21 protein-coding genes are annotated in these 17,239 nt (G+C 64.4%); 11 read left to right on the forward strand and 10 right to left on the reverse strand.

All coding sequences use genetic code 11. The features are described from left to right. Positions 1 to 19: 19 nt before the first annotated feature. Positions 20 to 1,129 carry an aminopeptidase gene (locus KCG88_RS16640; protein ID WP_047290193.1) on the reverse strand — a complete coding sequence of 370 codons (1,110 nt, stop codon included), beginning with the start codon at positions 1,127 to 1,129 and terminating at the stop codon, positions 20 to 22. Between the two features lie 59 nt (positions 1,130 to 1,188). On the opposite strand from KCG88_RS16640, the gene KCG88_RS16645 reads away from it, so the two are divergent. Both KCG88_RS16645 and KCG88_RS16650 read left to right on the forward strand, forming a co-directional pair. Next, entirely contained in the window at positions 1,189 to 1,602 is a 414-nt protein-coding gene (locus KCG88_RS16645) for a hypothetical protein (protein ID WP_047290192.1), read from the forward strand. Between the two features lie 42 nt (positions 1,603 to 1,644). Next, on the forward strand, positions 1,645 to 2,064 hold the full coding sequence (locus tag KCG88_RS16650; protein WP_047290191.1) for a hypothetical protein: 420 nt from the start codon (positions 1,645 to 1,647) through the stop codon (positions 2,062 to 2,064). A gap of 6 nt (positions 2,065 to 2,070) precedes the next feature. On the opposite strand, the gene KCG88_RS16655 is transcribed toward KCG88_RS16650, so the two are convergent. Then, positions 2,071 to 2,304 carry a DUF1161 domain-containing protein gene (locus tag KCG88_RS16655; RefSeq protein ID WP_047290190.1) on the reverse strand — a complete coding sequence of 78 codons (234 nt, stop codon included), beginning with the start codon at positions 2,302 to 2,304 and terminating at the stop codon, positions 2,071 to 2,073. Between the two features lie 156 nt (positions 2,305 to 2,460). After that, a complete protein-coding gene (locus tag KCG88_RS16660) occupies positions 2,461 to 2,892 on the reverse strand; it encodes an OsmC family protein (RefSeq protein ID WP_011058432.1) in 432 nt (143 codons plus the stop codon). A gap of 240 nt (positions 2,893 to 3,132) precedes the next feature. On the opposite strand from KCG88_RS16660, the gene KCG88_RS16665 reads away from it, so the two are divergent. Beyond that, positions 3,133 to 4,134: an LLM class flavin-dependent oxidoreductase gene (locus KCG88_RS16665; RefSeq protein WP_210712744.1), complete on the forward strand. Its 1,002-nt coding sequence runs from the start codon at positions 3,133 to 3,135 to the stop codon at positions 4,132 to 4,134. Between the two features lie 59 nt (positions 4,135 to 4,193). Here the strand turns inward: KCG88_RS16665 and KCG88_RS16670 are convergent, their stop codons facing one another. After that, the gene (locus tag KCG88_RS16670; RefSeq protein WP_041114958.1) at positions 4,194 to 4,418 is read right to left on the reverse strand and encodes a DUF1161 domain-containing protein; all 225 of its coding nucleotides are present in this window, start codon (positions 4,416 to 4,418) and stop codon (positions 4,194 to 4,196) included. 134 nt (positions 4,419 to 4,552) lie between these two features. Continuing rightward, positions 4,553 to 4,768, reverse strand: a complete 216-nt coding sequence (locus KCG88_RS16675) for a dodecin (protein WP_011058429.1) — start codon at positions 4,766 to 4,768, stop codon at positions 4,553 to 4,555. 158 nt (positions 4,769 to 4,926) lie between these two features. Here KCG88_RS16675 and KCG88_RS16680 point away from each other — a divergent pair, with 158 nt between their 5' ends. After that, positions 4,927 to 5,253 (forward strand): DUF883 family protein, encoded by a 327-nt coding sequence (locus KCG88_RS16680; protein WP_047290188.1) that lies wholly within the window; start codon positions 4,927 to 4,929, stop codon positions 5,251 to 5,253. On the opposite strand, the gene KCG88_RS16685 is transcribed toward KCG88_RS16680, so the two are convergent. Then, positions 5,250 to 6,143: a LysR family transcriptional regulator gene (locus KCG88_RS16685; RefSeq protein WP_047290187.1), complete on the reverse strand. Its 894-nt coding sequence runs from the start codon at positions 6,141 to 6,143 to the stop codon at positions 5,250 to 5,252. The two genes, KCG88_RS16680 and KCG88_RS16685, sit on opposite strands and share 4 nt — an antisense overlap. 147 nt (positions 6,144 to 6,290) lie before the next feature. Between KCG88_RS16685 and trpB the strand changes: the two genes are divergently transcribed. From trpB to KCG88_RS16700, 3 genes are all read left to right on the forward strand, one after another. Further along, positions 6,291 to 7,511 (forward strand): tryptophan synthase subunit beta, encoded by a 1,221-nt coding sequence (gene trpB / locus KCG88_RS16690; protein ID WP_011058426.1) that lies wholly within the window; start codon positions 6,291 to 6,293, stop codon positions 7,509 to 7,511. Then, the gene (trpA, locus tag KCG88_RS16695) at positions 7,511 to 8,323 is read left to right on the forward strand and encodes a tryptophan synthase subunit alpha (protein WP_047290185.1); all 813 of its coding nucleotides are present in this window, start codon (positions 7,511 to 7,513) and stop codon (positions 8,321 to 8,323) included. Before trpB ends, trpA begins: the two co-directional genes overlap by 1 nt. A gap of 121 nt (positions 8,324 to 8,444) precedes the next feature. Continuing rightward, positions 8,445 to 8,888 carry an anti-virulence regulator CigR family protein gene (locus tag KCG88_RS16700; protein WP_047290184.1) on the forward strand — a complete coding sequence of 148 codons (444 nt, stop codon included), beginning with the start codon at positions 8,445 to 8,447 and terminating at the stop codon, positions 8,886 to 8,888. Between the two features lie 53 nt (positions 8,889 to 8,941). Here the strand turns inward: KCG88_RS16700 and KCG88_RS16705 are convergent, their stop codons facing one another. Further along, a complete protein-coding gene (locus KCG88_RS16705; RefSeq protein ID WP_210712745.1) occupies positions 8,942 to 9,268 on the reverse strand; it encodes a DOPA 4,5-dioxygenase family protein in 327 nt (108 codons plus the stop codon). Between the two features lie 82 nt (positions 9,269 to 9,350). On the opposite strand from KCG88_RS16705, the gene KCG88_RS16710 reads away from it, so the two are divergent. Then, the gene (locus KCG88_RS16710) at positions 9,351 to 10,016 is read left to right on the forward strand and encodes an NAD(P)H-binding protein (RefSeq protein WP_210712746.1); all 666 of its coding nucleotides are present in this window, start codon (positions 9,351 to 9,353) and stop codon (positions 10,014 to 10,016) included. Here KCG88_RS16710 and KCG88_RS16715 read toward each other — a convergent pair. Next, positions 10,013 to 10,963: a LysR family transcriptional regulator gene (locus KCG88_RS16715; RefSeq protein WP_047338208.1), complete on the reverse strand. Its 951-nt coding sequence runs from the start codon at positions 10,961 to 10,963 to the stop codon at positions 10,013 to 10,015. The two genes, KCG88_RS16710 and KCG88_RS16715, sit on opposite strands and share 4 nt — an antisense overlap. A gap of 114 nt (positions 10,964 to 11,077) precedes the next feature. Here KCG88_RS16715 and betC point away from each other — a divergent pair, with 114 nt between their 5' ends. The 3 genes from betC to KCG88_RS16730 all read left to right on the forward strand — a co-directional run bounded on the left by betC (position 11,078) and on the right by KCG88_RS16730 (position 15,196). Further along, a complete protein-coding gene (betC, locus tag KCG88_RS16720; protein ID WP_047290180.1) occupies positions 11,078 to 12,592 on the forward strand; it encodes a choline-sulfatase in 1,515 nt (504 codons plus the stop codon). 17 nt (positions 12,593 to 12,609) lie between these two features. Beyond that, positions 12,610 to 13,527, forward strand: coding sequence for a choline ABC transporter substrate-binding protein (gene choX, locus KCG88_RS16725; RefSeq protein WP_210712747.1), 918 nt, complete (start codon positions 12,610 to 12,612; stop codon positions 13,525 to 13,527). Positions 13,528 to 13,627: 100 nt separating this feature from the next. After that, positions 13,628 to 15,196 (forward strand): SulP family inorganic anion transporter, encoded by a 1,569-nt coding sequence (locus KCG88_RS16730; RefSeq protein WP_047290178.1) that lies wholly within the window; start codon positions 13,628 to 13,630, stop codon positions 15,194 to 15,196. A gap of 104 nt (positions 15,197 to 15,300) precedes the next feature. On the opposite strand, the gene aroE is transcribed toward KCG88_RS16730, so the two are convergent. Together aroE and hemF are read right to left on the reverse strand one after the other, a co-directional pair. After that, positions 15,301 to 16,122 carry a shikimate dehydrogenase gene (aroE, locus tag KCG88_RS16735; protein ID WP_015633620.1) on the reverse strand — a complete coding sequence of 274 codons (822 nt, stop codon included), beginning with the start codon at positions 16,120 to 16,122 and terminating at the stop codon, positions 15,301 to 15,303. A gap of 93 nt (positions 16,123 to 16,215) precedes the next feature. Then, a complete protein-coding gene (hemF, locus tag KCG88_RS16740) occupies positions 16,216 to 17,133 on the reverse strand; it encodes an oxygen-dependent coproporphyrinogen oxidase (protein ID WP_011058416.1) in 918 nt (305 codons plus the stop codon). Positions 17,134 to 17,239 lie beyond the last annotated feature (106 nt).

A 17,239-nucleotide genomic window follows, 5' to 3' on the forward strand; every position in this document is an offset into this window, starting at 1 on the left:
TTCGCCGGCCAGCCGGCTGCTACAGGCCCGCAGCAGGAGCCGGCGTCAGGGCGGTGGCGTCCTGCAACCGGATCAGGGCCGCCTTGCGCTCCTCGGCCGGCAAACGTCCCAGCGTCTCCACGGCGGCGAAGAATGCCGGCCAGTCGCCCTTCACCTGCCTGAACAAGGCGGCAAACGCCGGCACCCATTGGTCATACAGGCCGAAGGGCAGCAGCCGGGCGTTGTTCAGCGGGCTGTTGATCCAGGCGTCATAGCGTTTGGAACCGGCCCACTGGCTGTCGCGCAACTGCCGATACTCGCTGCGCATGCGCTCGAACTCCGCGGCCTTGCGCTGGCGCATCTGCTCGGCGGGCAAGGGCAGGGCATACAGCTGCTCCAGGCGCTTGCGGGTATCGAGCACCAACTGGGTGAACTGGTCACGCTGGCGCAACTCGCCGTCGCTCAATGGCGCCAGCCCGCGATAGGCCCGCCACTGGCGGGTGCCTTCCTGCTCGACGAAGGTGGCGTAGGACTCGTTGAACTCGGTGTCGTCCTTCACATAGAAGCGCTGGTGCGCCAGCTCGTGGAAGATCAGGGTCGCCAGGCGCTCGTCGCCCCAGTGCATCATCGAACTGATGATCGGGTCGTCGAACCAGCCCAGGGTGGAATAGGCCTCGACCCCGCCGATCGCCACGTCCATGCCTTTCAACTGCTGCAACGCCGCCTCACCCCGGGCCGCGCCCTGGCTGTAATAGCCGCGGTAAGCCACGCAACCGGCAATGGGAAAGCAGTGGGTTTGCGGGTTCAGGGAAAACTCCGGGGTGGCGAACACGTTCCACACCACATAGGGCCGCCCGATGTCGACGTATAGCCGATAGCTGCGGTTGTCCGGCAGGTGCAGGTGCTCGCTGGCAAAGCGGCGGGCTTGTTGCGATTGGGCCAGATGGGCGCGCAGGCTCGCATCGCGGCTCGGGTCGGCGACGACTTGTGCCACCGGCACACGGGCTCGCAGCAGCTGCAATTGTCCACTGGCCAGCTGGCTGTAATAACCGACGCTGCTGCAACCGTTGAGCAGCAAAAGCATCAGTGCCGGAAACAAAAGCCGTAAAAGAGAATCAAGTAACCCATGGCTTGAACACGGCCTAGTCAAAACGAATCATCCACAGAGAGTCTGTCCGCAAGACTATCTCGCCAGCCTGGAGTTTCGCCATGCGTGTGTTGCTGTTGACCACCGGCCTGCTGACCCTCGGCGGTTGCGCCGGCCTGCCCGACCCCGACCCCGCCCAGGCCTGGGTCGACCTGGCTCCACCCCGCGACACCCACCTGCAAGCATTGGAGGTGGACGCCAAGAACATCGATGATCCGCGCTATTTCCAGGTCCAGCCCGGCAGCCATGAACTGACCCTGCGCTACCAGTTCGCCGTGCAACCCAGCAACATCGGGCCAGACGCCGAGCCGCTGTGGCGCGATTGCCGGCTGCATGTGAAGTTCAAGGATTTCGGTGCCGGCCAGCGCTACCAGGTACAAGCCGGGAACATCGGTTTGCACCCCTGGGCCAGGCTCTACGACGAGCAGCACACCCTGCTCGACAAAGCCCGACCAGCAGGCTGCCAGCGCAGTTGAACGGCGCTATGCTGAGGGCCTCTCGCTCACTCGGCCCCCGTCATGCGTCCACTTCTCCTGTTTCTCGCCCTTGGCACCCTCAGCGCCTGCACCACGCCCCTGCCCGGCGTCGATCCGCAACAGGCCTGGATCGACCTGGCCACCCCGACGCCCGGGGGCAAGCTGGTCATGGCCGAACGCCTGGACAACCAGCGCCTGGACGACGGGCGCTTCTTCCAGGTCAGCCCCGGCAGCCACGAATTGATGGTGCGCTTCGATTTCGAAGTGTTCGCCGGCGGCATGGGCATGAACAACGATCCCCAGGAGCGCCTGTGCTACCTGAGCCTGCGCTACGACCATTTCCAGGCCGGCCAGCGCTATCGCCTGGAGGCGCGCAACCTGGGGTTCACCCCCAGCGCCCGGCTGTACAACGCCCAGCGCGAAATAGTCGCCGAGGAGCGCATGATCAACTGCGTGCCCTGAGTCGGGTCAGCGATCGTTCTTCTGATAGATGATCTTCTTGGTGCCGTTTTCACAGCTGCCGACCACCATGTTGTTGTCATGGACCTCGTCGTTGGTGACGATTTCCAGGGTGTAGGAAGGTACGCCCTGGGCCTGGATCTTGGCTTCGATCTCGGCCTTGAGTTCCTCGCAGGGCTTGGGCGCGGCCAGGGCCGATGTGGCCAGCGCACAACTAACAACCGCCAAGGCAAAACGTTTCATGATCTAAAGCTCCCTTGCTGCGGTGCACACGGGGGTGCGCTGAAGCCGCAGGCGCGTATTCGACCACAGGTGCTTGTCCGCCGCACAGGCGCATTCGCTGGCAAGCCCGCTCCTACGGACCGGTGCAGGAGCCGGCTTGCCGGCCAAGCAGTTGCCTCAACTCAGCAGCGTCGCATCCAGGCTGATCTTGGCGTTGAGCACCTTGGACACCGGGCACCCTTCCTTGGCCTTCTTGCTCAGCTCATCGAACTGCTGCTGGCTGGCACCGGGGATCTTCGCCTTGAGGATCAGGTGCACCGCGGTAATGGCAAAGCCGCCATCGACCTGGTCCAGGGTCACTTCTGCCTGGGTGTCGATGCTGTCCGCCTTGAGCCCGGCCTCACCGAGAATCATGGAAAAGGCCATGGAGAAACAGCCCGCGTGGGCCGCGCCGATCAGTTCCTCCGGGTTGGTGCCCTTGCCGCCTTCGAAACGCGCCTTGAAGCCGTAGGGCGCCTCACGCAACACGCCGGTTTCGGTCGAGATTGAGCCAATGCCGGTTTTCAGGTCACCTTCCCAGTGCGCCGAGGCTTTCTTTTTGATGCTCATCGCTTTCTCCTCAAGAACCGGTGCGAAAGTTCGCACCCTGATGTTTTTTGTTGCCTAAGGGTTCTGAGGATAGATCCGATGGCAAAGTTCAGCCGTTGTCGCCGATGCCCGTTTACCCGACAAATTCACTCAGGCTATTGAAACTCGGGTATATGCCCACATTGCATAGATCTGACTTACAGACTTCGGCAGGTTTTGGCTCATGACAAAAGCCTGCGCACCCCAAGGAGAAGCAGGCTTATGAAACCGCTGTCCGCTGTTAAATACTCGACCCTCGACCTGGTGCCCGTGCGTGAAAACGGCAGCCCGGGGCAGTCCCTGCGCAACTCCCTGAACCTGGCGCAGCATGTGGAGAAGCTCGGTTACACGCGCTTCTGGGTCGCCGAGCACCACAACATGGACGGTATCGCCAGTTCCGCCACCTCGGTGCTGATCGGCTACCTGGCGGGCGGTACTTCGACCATTCGCGTCGGTTCCGGCGGGGTCATGCTGCCCAACCATGCGCCCCTGGTGATCGCCGAACAGTTCGGCACCCTGGAAAGCCTGTACCCGGGGCGCATCGACCTGGGACTGGGCCGCGCCCCGGGTTCCGACCAGATGACCGCCCGCGCGCTGCGCCGGGAACGCTCCGGCAGCGCCGACGATTTCCCTGAGGACGTGGCCGAACTGATGGCGTACCTGGGCCCGCGTACCCCTGAACAACGGGTGATCGCCATGCCGGGCACCGGTACCAACGTGCCGGTATGGCTGCTGGGCTCCAGCCTGTTCAGTGCGCAACTGGCCGGGGAGCGGGGCCTGCCTTACGCTTTCGCCTCGCATTTCGCACCGCGCTACATGCACGAGGCGATTCGCGTCTACCGCAACCACTTCAAGCCTTCGGCGGTGCTCGACAAGCCCTATGTGATGCTTGGCGTGCCGCTGGTGGCAGCCGACACCGACGAACAGGCCGATTACCTGGCGACTTCGGTGTATCAGCGCATCCTGGCGCTGATGCGTGGCCAGAGCCTGGTCCAGCGCAAACCGGTGCAAAGCATGGACGGCCTGTGGCTGCCCCATGAGAAGGAAGCGGTCGCCAGCTTCCTCGGCCTGGCAATGATCGGCAGCCCGGCGAAAATCCGCGCCAAGCTGGAGGTGCTGATCGAGCAGACCGGAGCCGATGAGCTGATCTTCACCTGCGATCTGTACGAACACGCGGACCGGCTGCACTCCTACGAACTGCTGTCACAGGTGATGAAAGGTTGAAATGACAGGCATGAAAAAGCCGACGTTCTACGTCGGCTTTTTTTGACCATCCACAAGGCTCAACCACGCTTGTAGACAATCTCCTTGGTACCGGCTTCGCAGGAGCCGACTACCTTGCCATCCGCCGCCGCGCCCTTGTCCACCACTTCCAGCGAGTAGTGCTTGGCGCCATTGGCGTCGATCTTGGCGGCAATCTCGCTCTTGAGTTCTTCGCACGGCTTGCCAGCGGCAAGGGCTGTTCCCGCAAGACTCAACAAAGCAGCAGCTAATACTAGTTTTTTCATCGGTCACATTCCCTGGTCGGATCAAAAGAGGCGGCATTGACGCCTGCCTGACAGAGGCTCAAGACACTTGTAGCGCTTTGCCATTTCCTATGGCACTCGGCCAGCGCACAAGTTCCAGAGCCTAGCTCAAGCCTTCAACTATTGGCAATTCGGAAGCCCACCTTGAGCGTGACCTGAAAATGCGCCGCTTTGCCGTCCTTGATATGGCCCCGGGTTTCGGTCACTTCGAACCATTCCAGGTGCTTGATGCTCTTGTGCGCCTCCGCTAGCGCGTTGTTGATCGCATCTTCGATGCTGTTCGGCGACGAACCCACCAGTTCGACTTTCTTGTAAGTGTGATGATCAGTCATGGCGCTCTCCTTTTTAGCTGTGAATTACAGCCTAGCAGTGATTTTTCTTATTACTTGTGGCGCCTGCCCCCAGGGCTAAGTTCAGATTTTCTGCACTTTCCCAACACGCCGCAGTCGGAACCTACACAGTCCATTCACCACCCTGCAGGAGAGCCGACATGGCCAACACCTCGTTACGCAAAGCCTCACTGGAAAGTATGGAAGCCGAAATCTCCAGCCTGCTCAAATCGCTGGAAAGCCTGAAGGACGATGCCTCCGACGAGTCGCGCAAGACCCTCAAGGCGCTCAAGAGCAATGCCGAAAGCGCGCTGAAGCATTCGCGCAGCCTGCTCAGCGACGCCTACGAGGAAGTCAAAGTGAAAACCCGTGAAACCGGGATCGCGACCCGCGACTACGCCCAGGAACACCCCTGGACCACCGCCGGGATCGCCGTGGGTGCCATTGGCCTGCTGGCCGCCTATCTGCTGTGCAAGCGCGGCGACTAAAGCTGCTGGCGCAGTTCGTTTTCCAGCCACTGCGCCAATTGCCGGGCGCGCCCATCCGCGGCGCGCTTGGGTAACCACAGCGCCAGTTGCCCCGGGGTGTCGGAAAAACCCCAGGGCGCAACCAGCCTGCCCGCCAGCAAGTCCTCGGCCACCAGCGGCTGCGGGGCAATTGCCACCCCCAGGCCCGCCACGGCCGCCTCCAGCAAGTAATACAGATGCTCGAAACCCTGCCCGTACTTCAATGTTTCGGGGTTCAGGCCGTTGCGCCGTGCCCAACTGGGCCAGGCCTGGGGGCGGGAAGTGGTGTGCAGCAGGGCCTCGCTGGCCAGGACGGCAGCCGGCGCCTGCCGCAGGCGTGGATAACCGCCATAACGCGGGCTGAGCACGGGGCCGATGCGTTCGCTGGCCAGTTCATAGACCTGCATGTCCGCCGGCCAGGGCGGTTCGGCAAAGACCAGCAAGGCATCCAGGCCCGGGCGCCGGGGGTCGAGGTCGCCTTCACCGGCCGAAAGGTGCAGGCGCAGGTCCGGCAGGTCGGCGTTCAGGCGCCCCAGGCGCGGGATCAGCCAGCGCGCCAGCAGGCTTCCGGAACAGCCCAGCACAAAGGGCGCATCGGCGCTGCCCTGGGTCAGCTCGGCGCAGACATCCCGCAGGCGCTCGAAGGCCTCGCTGCTGGCATCGCGCAGGCGAATGCCGGCATCTGTGAGTTTAAGGCCACGGCCGTCCTTGACGAAAAGGCTCAGCCCCAGGTGTTCTTCAAGCACCTTCAACTGCCGGCTGACCGCGCCGTGGGTGACGTGCAGCTGTTCGGCCGCCTGGCTGACGCTATTGAGCCGGGCAGTGGCTTCGAAGGCCCGCAGGGCATTCAGGGGAGGCAGGTCGCGGCTCATTTTATCTGTGAGTTTTCCTGACAGGTTGCGGCGATCTTATCGGTTTTCAGCATCGGATGTCAGGGGTAGAGTGGGCTCCATTGTGTTTCTACGAAGCGGTCTTTCCACCAAGCCTTCTTTCTCCAAACTTCCCCCGGGAGCGCTGCAATGACCCAGTCCCAATTACGCAATGGCCCTGACGACAACGGCCTGTTCGGCGCATTCGGCGGCCGTTACGTGGCCGAAACCCTGATGCCGCTGATCCTCGACCTGGCCCGCGAATACGAAAAGGCCAAGGAAGATCCGGAATTCCTCAAGGAACTGGCCTACTTCCAACGCGATTACGTCGGCCGCCCCAGCCCGCTGTACTTCGCAGAACGCCTGACCGAGCACTGCGGCGGCGCCAAGATCTACCTCAAGCGCGAAGAGCTGAACCACACCGGCGCGCACAAGATCAACAACTGCATCGGCCAGATCCTGCTGGCGCGGCGCATGGGCAAGAAACGCATCATCGCCGAGACCGGCGCCGGCATGCATGGCGTGGCCACCGCCACCGTGGCCGCGCGTTTTGGCCTGGATTGCGTGATCTACATGGGCACCACCGACATCGAGCGCCAACAGGCCAACGTGTTCCGCATGAAGCTGCTGGGCGCCGAAGTGATCCCGGTGGTGGCCGGCACCGGCACCCTGAAGGACGCGATGAACGAAGCCCTGCGTGACTGGGTGACCAACGTCGACAGCACCTTCTACCTGATCGGCACCGTCGCCGGCCCGCACCCGTACCCGGCCATGGTCCGCGACTTCCAGGCGGTCATCGGCAAGGAAACCCGCGAGCAGATGCAAGCCCAGGAAGGCCGCCTGCCGGACAGCCTGGTGGCGTGCATCGGTGGCGGTTCCAACGCCATGGGCCTGTTCCACCCTTTCCTTGACGACAAGAGCGTCGAAATCATTGGCGTCGAAGCCGCCGGCTACGGCATCGAGACCGGCAAGCACGCCGCCAGCCTCAACGGCGGCGTACCCGGCGTACTGCACGGCAACCGCACCTTCCTGCTGCAGGACGACGATGGCCAGATCATCGACGCCCACTCGATTTCCGCCGGCCTGGACTACCCCGGCATCGGCCCGGAACACGCCTGGTTGCACGATATTGGCCGCGTCGAATACACCTCGGTGACCGACGACGAAGCCCTGGCCGCGTTCCACCAGTGCTGCCGCCTGGAAGGCATCATCCCGGCCCTGGAAAGCGCCCATGCCCTGGCCGAAGTCTTCAAGCGCGCACCGAACCTGCCCAAGGATCACCTGATGGTGGTCAACCTCTCGGGCCGTGGCGACAAAGACATGCAAACCGTGATGCACCACATGCAACAGTCCCAGCAGGAGAAACACTGATGAGCCGCCTGCAAACCCGTTTTGCCGAGCTGAAGGAAGCAAACCGCGCCGCCCTGGTGACTTTCGTCACCGCCGGCGACCCGAACTACGACACCTCCCTGGCGATCCTCAAGGGGCTGCCCGCAGCGGGCGCCGACGTGATCGAGCTGGGCATGCCCTTCACCGACCCGATGGCCGACGGCCCGGCGATCCAGCTGGCCAACATCCGTGCCCTGGGGGCCAAGCAAAACCTGGCGAAAACCCTGCAGATGGTTCGCGAGTTCCGCGAAGGCAACAGCGACACCCCACTGGTGCTCATGGGCTACTTCAACCCGATCCACCACTACGGCGTACCGCGCTTCATCGCCGACGCCAAGGCCGCCGGTGTCGATGGCCTGATCGTGGTGGACATGCCGCCGGAACATAACAGCGAGCTGTGCGACCCGGCCCAGGCCGCCGGCATCGACTTCATCCGCCTGACCACACCGACCACCGACGACGCGCGCCTGCCCAAGGTGCTCAACGGCAGCTCCGGTTTCGTCTACTACGTTTCCGTGGCCGGGGTCACCGGTGCCGGCGCCGCCACCCTGGAACACGTGGAAGAAGCCGTGGCCCGCCTGCGTCGCCACACCGACCTGCCCATCAGCATCGGTTTCGGCATCCGCACCCCGGAGCAGGCCGCTGCCATCGCTCGCCTCGCCGACGGCGTGGTGGTGGGCTCGGCGCTGATCGACCACATCGCCAGCGCCGAGTCTGCCGAGCAGGCGGTGGATGGGGTGCTGAGCCTGTGTGCGGCGCTGTCCGAAGGCGTACGTAAGGCTCGCGTCAGCTGAAGGTAAAGTTCCTGATACAGAGGAATTAGCCCTTTCGCACACAGACTAAATAGCAAGACCCGGGGGTTCGCGACCAAGGTGGCGACCCCCTTTTTGCTGTATGTGTTGCGAGGAATACCTGATGAAAATGCCCAAACGTCTGATTGCCGGTGCCGCGGTGCTGATGCTCAGCGCCAGCCCGTTGCTGCAGGTCATGGCCGACGAGCGCGGCGGCTATGATCGTGGCGGGCCACAACAGGGCCATTGGGACAACCGTGGCGACGAGCACCGCGGCCCGGGGGATGACCGCCGCGGCGGCCCGCCCCGGGATTTCGGCCCGGTGCGCCAGACCATCCGCGACAACCACGGCTACTTCGTCCGGGGCGCACCGCCGCCTCCGGGCATCCACCTGGTGCGTGGCCAGCCACTGCCGCGCGGCTACTACGGCGAACGCCTGGAGCCCCGGGCCCTGTCGCGCCTGCCGGTGTACCCAGGGTACGAATGGCGGCGCATGGGGGGCGACATCGTGCTGATCGCCGTGGGCACCGGCATCGTCTACGAGATCCTCGACGGCGTGCTCTACTGACCTTCCCCGACCCGCCGGCCCCGCAGGAGCCGGCTTGCCGGGGTCCGCCGCCCTCAGAACCCCCTCAGGTCCAGGGGCCGCACAGCCCCCATCCAGATCGCATGGTCGGTGTGGTCCAGCAGGTCGTTACCGGTATCCGGATGCAGGAACACCACCAGCCCCTGGCGATTGAGGGCCAGCCACGGCACCACCTGGGCAAACACCTCGGGGCCGAACGCCAACTGGCAGCTCCAGTCCGGATGCGGCCCCACCGGCCGCTCGTGGACCCGGCCCATTTTCAGTTCGAACAGCTGCGCCGCCTGCTCGCACAAGGCCCGAGCCTGGTCGATGGTACTGGCGTCAAAGTAGACATGGGCGTGGTAGCCCTTGATCCGTTGCATGCAAACCCTCGCAATCAAGACGAACCCTCAAGGCTCGCCACAGGTCACAACCGGTACCTGTGGAAAATAAGGAAGCCAGGCCATGAAAAATGCCGAAACTCCGGTAGTCAAACTGGTGCTCTATGGTGCCATGAGCAGCCTGGGCAGTGCGTTGATGGCAGAGAGCCTGAGGCGCCAGCATGAGGTGATTGCCATTCTCGACGACCTCACCGCGCTGGCCCCGCGCCCAGGCCTGCGTGCCAAGGGCGGCGACCTGTTCGACCCGGACCGGGTCAAGCAGAGCGTAGCCGGTAGCTCGGCGGTGATCTGCCTGCTGGATGCCCCCGATCTGCCCGGCAGCACCACGCCCGGCCAGGCCCCCGACCCGGTGAACCAGGTACGAGCGGTGGATGCCCTGATCGAAGGCATGCAGGGCGCCGGCATCCGCCGGCTGATGCTGGTGGGGCAGTTCAGCGTCCTCGACAACCCGCCCTCCAGCACCAGCCTGCCTCACCATGCCGCGCAGGAAATCCTCGATGCATTGCACAGCAGCGCGCTGGACTGGACCCTGATCAATGCGCCACGGGGCGTGGCCGGGCTGGGCATCGAGCATTTCAACCAGGTTGGCGACAGCCTCGAGCCGGGGCTTGCCGAGCCGCTGCGACGGCTCAACGGCGTGGCAATCGGCATCAGCGACGAGCTGCGCCTGAATCTGCACCTGCGCGAGCATGTGAGTTTCATCGCCACCCAACCCCAGGCCGCCACCTAGCGGGCAATGGACGGCAGCGCCAGCCCCTTGAGGCTCTGGGCGCTGCCGGCCTGCTCGCTCATCAGCCAGTCGACGAAACGCTGGATCAGCGGGCCGCGGCGCTTGCGCTGGGGCAGCACCACGTAATAGCCGTAGGCGGACAGCGCGCGCTCGGCGATGGGCCGGCACAGCAGGCCCTGCTCCAGCAGGTCATCCACCAGGTGACGCCAGCCGATGGCCACGCCCTGGCCGCCGATGGCCGCCTGGATCAGCAGGGTGTAATTGTCGAAGCGCAATTGCCCTGGGGCCGGCGCACCCGCAAGGCCCAGCTCGCGAAATACCCCGCTCCAGTCGAACCAGTGGTTGCTGCCTTCGCCCCGCAGGTGCAGCAGCGGCAGTTCCAGCAGGGAAGGGGCGGGCAACGGCGCAACACGGTCCTTGAGCAGCAGCGGGCTGCACACCGGAAACACTTCTTCGCTGAACAGCCAGTGGCTTTCCCCCTGCCTGAAGCGCCCGTCGCCGAACAGCACCGCCACGTCGATATCGCTGCGCAGCATGCTGTGGCTGCGCTCGCTGGTAACCAGGCTCACATCCACTTGGGGGTTGGCCTCATGAAAGCGATGCAGGCGGGGCATCAGCCAATAGGCGGCGAAAGCGAAATCCGTGGCCACCTGCAACACCTCATGCTGATGCTGCTGGCTGAGGGCGCTGAGGCCGGCATCGATGCTCTGCAGGCCGGCCTGGACCTGCTCCAGCAACAAGGCGGCGGACTCGGTCAGCTCGATGCCCCGGTAGATGCGGTCGAACAGGCGCACCCCCAGCTGTTCCTCCAGGCGCTTGATCTGCTGACTGATAGCCGGCTGGGTGGTGCCCAGTTCCACCGCCGCGGCGGTGAAGCTGCGCAAACGGGCCGCTGCTTCAAACACCCGGAGCAGGTCCAGGGACAGGTCGCCAAGGGCTTCATACATAAGCTGTGCTTATCCTAGTCATTGCTGTGCATGGGCTTTACCACCAAAGGTATGGGATCCATGCTCGATTGCAGCACTTTCGCATAACCATCGACTATGGAATGCCGCGAATCCATGAAGCGCAAGAACATTCTTTTCATCATGGCCGATCAGATGGCCGCCCCCTTGCTGCCGTTCTACGGACCCTCGCCGATCAAGCTGCCTCACCTCAGCCGGCTGGCCGCTCAGGGCGTGGTCTTCGACGCCGCCTACTGCAACAGCCCCTTGTGCGCACCCTCGCGCTTCACTTTGGTCAGCGGCCAGTTGCCCAGCCGGATCGGCGCCTACGACAACGCCGCGGACTTCCCCGCCGACGTGCCCACCTACGCCCACTACCTGCGGCGCCTGGGCTACCGCACTGCGCTCTCGGGCAAGATGCACTTCTGCGGCCCGGACCAGTTGCACGGTTATGAAGAGCGCCTGACCAGCGATATCTACCCCGCCGACTATGGCTGGGCGGTGAACTGGGACCAGCCCGATGTGCGCCCCAGCTGGTACCACAACATGTCCTCGGTACTGCAGGCCGGCCCCTGTGTACGCACCAACCAGCTGGATTTCGACGAGGAGGTGGTGTTCAAGGCCCAGCAATACCTGTTCGACCATGTGCGCGAGGCCGGCGACCAGCCGTTCTGCCTCACCGTCTCCATGACCCACCCCCACGATCCGTACACCATTCCCAAGGCCTTCTGGGACCTGTACCGCGACGACCAGATTCCACTGCCGCAGACCCCGCCCCAAAGCGAGCTGGACCCGCATTCCCAGCGCCTGCTCAAGGTCTACGACCTGTGGGACAAGCCGCTGCCTGTGGATAAGATCCGCGACGCGCGCCGCGCCTACTTCGGCGCCTGCAGCTACATCGACAGCAACGTCGGCAAGCTGCTGCAGACCCTGGAAGACACCGGGTTGGCGGACGACACGCTGATCGTGTTTTCCGGCGACCACGGCGACATGCTCGGCGAGCGCGGCCTCTGGTACAAAATGCACTGGTTTGAAATGGCCGCCCGGGTACCACTGCTGATCTGTGCACCGGGGCAGTTCTCTGCCGGCCGGGTCAGCGCCGCTGTCTCCACCGCCGACCTGCTGCCGACCCTGGTGGAACTGGCCGGCGGCCGAGTCGAGCCCGACCTGCCGCTGGATGGCCGCTCCCTGGTCCCGCACTTGCAGGGGCAGGGCGGGCACGACGAGGTGTTCGGCGAATACATGGCCGAAGGCACCATCGGCCCGTTGATGATGATTCGCCGCGGTGCCTACAAGTTCATCTACAGCGAAGACGACCCCTGCCTACTCTTCGACCTGCACCACGACCCGCAAGAGCGCTTCGACCTTGGCCAATCGCCCGAGCATCGGCCGCTGTTCGCCGCATTCCTGGCCGAGGCCCGGGCCAAGTGGGACATTCCGCGCATTCACCAACAAGTCCTGGCCAGCCAGCGCCGCCGCCGGCTGGTGGCCGAGGCCCTGAGCCGGGGCAAACTCAAGAGCTGGGACCACCAGCCGCTGGTAGACGCCAGCCAGCAGTACATGCGCAACCACATCGACCTCGATGACCTGGAGCGCAAGGCCCGTTATCCACAACCCTGCCAAAACCAATAAAACGTAAGGTGAAAAGCATGCAAAGGTTATCCACAGCACTGACGCTCGGGCTTCTGGCCCTGGGCAGCGCATCCGCTTGGGCCGACTCGTGCGAGACCGTGAAGATGGCCGACCCGGGGTGGAGCGATATCGCCGCCACCAATGCCATCACCGGCTTCCTGCTGGACGGCATGGGCTACAAGGCGAAGATCGACACCCTGGCCGTGCCCATCACCTTCGGTGGTCTGAAGGATGGCCGGGTGGATGTGTTCATGGGTAACTGGATGCCGGCGCAGCAAGGCTTCTATGACAAGTTCGTGGCCAATGGCGACGTCACCCAGCTGGCCAAGAACCTGGAAGGCACCGAGTTCACCCTGGCGGTGCCGGACTATGTGTGGGAGGCCGGAGTGCATGATTTTGCCGACCTGGACAGGTTCGCCGACAAGTTCGATAAAAAGCTCTATGGCATCGGCTCCGGCGCGCCGGCCAACCTGTCGCTGCAGGAAATCATCAAGAACAACCAGTTCAACCTGGGCCAGTGGAAGCTGATCGAGTCCAGTGAACAGGCAATGCTCGCCGAGGTGTCCCGGGCCACGAAAAAGCAGCGCTTCATCACCTTCCTCGGCTGGACTCCACACCCGATGAACGTGCAGTTGAAAATGCGCTACCTGACCGGCGGCGAGAAGTACTTCGGCGCCAGCGGCAGCGTCTACACCCTGACCCGCAAGGGTTATGCACAGGCTTGCCCGAACGTCGGCAAACTGCTGGGCAACCTGCGGTTTACCCAGGAGATGGAGAACAGCATCATGGCCGCGGTGGTCAACAGCAAACTCAGCAACACCGAGGCCGCCAAGGCCTGGATCAAGGCCCACCCGGCAGTGCTGGAGCAATGGCTGGAGGGAGTGCGGACCATTGATGACAAAGAGGCCCTGGCAGCGGTGAAGAGCAGGTTGTAGCCCGAGGTGCGCCGGCCATTCGCCGGCAAGCCGGCTCCTGCACCCAAAGCCTGGCAATGCTTTACCCTGGCCCATTGAATCAACCCACCCGTGAGGAACCATGGCCTGGCCCGACCGCCAATCTCTCCTGCCTTTGCTGAGCTGGCTGCCGCGCCAGACCCGGGCCAGCGTCGGTCGTGACCTGCTGGTGGGCCTGAGCGGCGCGATCCTCGCTCTGCCGCAATCCATCGCCTATGCCCTGATCGCCGGCCTGCCCCCGGAGTACGGGCTGTACGCGGCCATAGTCCCGGTGCTGATCGCCTGCCTGTGGGGCTCATCGTGGCACCTGATCTGCGGCCCCACGGCGGCGATCTCCATCGTCCTCTATGCCAGCGTCAGCCCCCTGGCGGTGCCGGCCTCCGAGGACTACATCACCCTGATCCTGCTCCTGACGCTGTTGGCCGGGGTCTTCCAGTGGCTGCTGGGAATGCTGCGCTTCGGCGCCCTGGTGAACTTCGTCTCGCACTCGGTGGTGCTGGGCTTCACCCTCGGCGCGGCGGTGGTCATCGCCCTGGGCCAATTGCCCAATCTGCTGGGGCTGGAACTGCCGAACCAGGCCACTGCCCTCAACAGCCTGAGCCAGTTGCTGCAGCACCTGGGCGAGGTGGACCGGCCTTCGCTGCTGCTGGGGCTGGGCACCCTGGCGCTGGGGGTCGCCTTCAAGCTGCTGGCGCCGCGCTGGCCAGGCCTGCTGCTGAGCCTGGTGTTCAGTGCCCTGGTGGTATGGCTGCTGCCAGGGGTGTTTGGTCATGTGCAACTGGTCAGCGCCTTCGTCGGCCGGCTGCCGCCGTTTAGCCCATTGCCCCTGGACCTGGAACTGATCCTGCGATTGCTGCCCAGTGCAGTGGCGGTGGGCATGCTCGGGCTGGTCACCAGCCTGTCGATTGCCCGCTCGCTGTCAGCACGTTCGGAACAGTTGCTGGACGCCAACCAGGAAGTCCGCGCCCAGGGTCTGTCGAATATGGTCGGGGCGTTTTTCTCCGGCTACCTGTCCTCGGGCTCCTTCACCCGCTCCGGCTTGAGCTACGAGGCCGGCGCCTGCTCGCCCCTGGCCGGGGTGTTCTCGGCGCTGTGGGTGGCGCTGTTCGCCGTGGCCGGCGCCGGGCTGATCGCCCATATCCCGATCCCGGCCATGGCCGGCAGCATCCTGCTGATCTGCTGGGGGCTGGTGGACCACCGGGGCATTCGCGCGCTGTTCCGGGTCAGCCGCGCCGAGTTCGTGGTGATGAGCCTGACCTGCGTCGCCACCCTGCTCCTGGAGTTGCAGACCGCGATCTATGCCGGGGTCCTGGCGTCGCTGTTCTTCTACCTCAAGCGCACTTCGCAACCGCGGGTGCAGCAGTCCAGCGAAGGCGATGAAGACATCCTGCGGGTCGGCGGGTCGATTTTCTTCGGCGCCAGCCATTACTTGCAGGTGCGCATGCAGCGCTGCCACGCGCCCAGGCTGGTGATCGACGCACGGCAAATCAACTTCATCGACTATTCAGGGGTGGAGATGCTGCACCAGGAAGCACGCCGCCTCAGGCGCCAGGGGCGCAGCCTGATCTTGCGCCGGGCACGGCAGGCGGTGAAAGAAGAGTTGATCAAGCTCGAGGGCCCGGAACGCTGTCCGATCCACTTCGAAGACTGACCCCCATCCGTAGGAGCCGGCTTGCCGGCGAAGAGGCCCTTGGACCTGGCGCCAGTCTTGAGGCCGCCTTCGCTGGCAAGCCAGCTCCTACGAGGGGAGAGGGGTTACTGCGCCAACTGGCGACGCAGTTCAGCCAGCACCGGGGCGCTGTCAGGGCGCACGCCGCGCCACAGGTAGAAGGCTTCCGCCGCTTGCTCGGCCAGCATACCCAGGCCATCCAGCACCAGGGCCGCGCCCTGTTCACTGGCCCAGCGGCAGAACGGTGTCGGCTCCTTGGCGTACATCATGTCGTAGCACACGGTCTTGCCCGCCTCGATCAGGCTGCCGGCAATCGGCGGCAGCTCGCCCGAAAGGCTGGCGGAGGTGGCATTGATGATCAGGTCCACCGATTCCTGTAGCCAGTCGAAGCCGCTGGCCGATACCGGCCCCAGGTCGGCGAACAACTCCGCCAGCAGCTCGGCCTTTTCCACGGTGCGATTGGCGATCACCAAGGCCTCCGGCTGCTCGGCCAGCAACGGCTCCAGGGCACCACGGACCGCGCCGCCAGCCCCCAGTACAAGGATGCGCTTGCCCTTGAGGCTGACCCCGGCGTTCACCTTCAGGTCGCGCACCAGCCCGGCGCCGTCGGTGTTGTCCCCCAGCAGGCGGCCGTCGGCCTGCTTGCTCAGGGTGTTCACCGCGCCGGCGCGCTGGGCCCGCTCGGTCAGGCTGTCGCACAGGCGATAGGCCTCTTCCTTGAACGGCACCGTGACATTGGCCCCACGCCCGTGGGCGAAGAAACTGCGAGCGGTGCCGGCGAAGTCGTCCAGGGGCGCCAGCAAGGTGTTGTACTCCAGCTGCTGGCCAGTCTGCTGGGCGAACAGCCGATGGATCAGCGGCGACTTGCTGTGGCCGATCGGGTTACCAAAGACAACGTACTGATCCATCTCTCATCCCATTTGCTCAACACAGGGGTAGGAACCGCATCCGCCTTGAAGGCCTTTTCGCCGGCAAGCCGGCTTCTGCACAGTGGGTGCGGTTTAGTTGCTGGCTGCCAGCCAGTCGCGATCCTGCAGGAAGTATTCGGTCAGGCGCGCTTCTTCGCTGCCCGGCTCGGCCTTCCAGTCATAGCCCCAGCGCACTTGTGGCGGCAGCGACATGAGGATCGACTCGGTGCGCCCGCCCGATTGCAGGCCGAACAGGGTGCCACGGTCGTAGACCAGGTTGAACTCCACGTAGCGGCCCCGGCGGAACTCCTGGAATTCCCGCTGCTGCGCGGTGTAGGCCGCGGCCTTGCGGCGCTGGACGATGGGCAGGTAGGCCTCGATGTAGGCGTCGCCGATGGCGCGCATGAAGGCGAAACTGGTGTCGAAATCCCATTCGTTCAGGTCGTCGAAGAACAGGCCGCCAATGCCCCGCGGTTCATTGCGGTGCTTGATGTGGAAATAGCTGTCGCACCAGGCCTTGTAGCGCGGATAGACGTCGGCACCGAAGGGCGCACAGGCCCGCTCGGCAACCCGGTGCCAGTGCACGCAGTCATCGATGTTGCCGTAGTAGGGGGTCAGGTCGAAACCGCCGCCGAACCACCAGACCGGCTCTTCGCCTTCCTTCTCGGCGATGAAGAACCGCACGTTGGCGTGGGAGGTCGGCACATGGGGGTTGTGCGGGTGGATCACCAGGGACACGCCCAGGGCCTCGAAGCCACGGCCGGCCAGCTCGGGCCGGTGGGCACTGGCCGATGGCGGCAGGCCGCTGCCGAATACATGGGAGAAGTTCACCCCACCCTTTTCGATCACTGCACCGTCGCCGATCACCCGGGTACGCCCGCCACCACCGGCAGGCCGGGTCCAGGCGTCCTCGATGAAGCGCGCGCCACCGTCTTCGGTTTCCAGTGCAGCGCAAATGCGGTCTTGCAGGTCGAGCAGGTAGGCTTTCACGGCCTCGGTGCGGGTAGTCATGGCATCACCTTGAATCGGGCAAAGCTACGCGGCGCTAGGGATGGAGCACGGGCCGGCGCAAATGGGCGCGTAGCATAACACCGCGCCGGGGCGCTCCGCAGTTGAC

Origin of the sequence: Pseudomonas sp. MWU349, from assembly GCF_017947325.1 — a bacterium.
In the GTDB taxonomy this organism is placed as follows: domain Bacteria; phylum Pseudomonadota; class Gammaproteobacteria; order Pseudomonadales; family Pseudomonadaceae; genus Aquipseudomonas; species Aquipseudomonas protegens.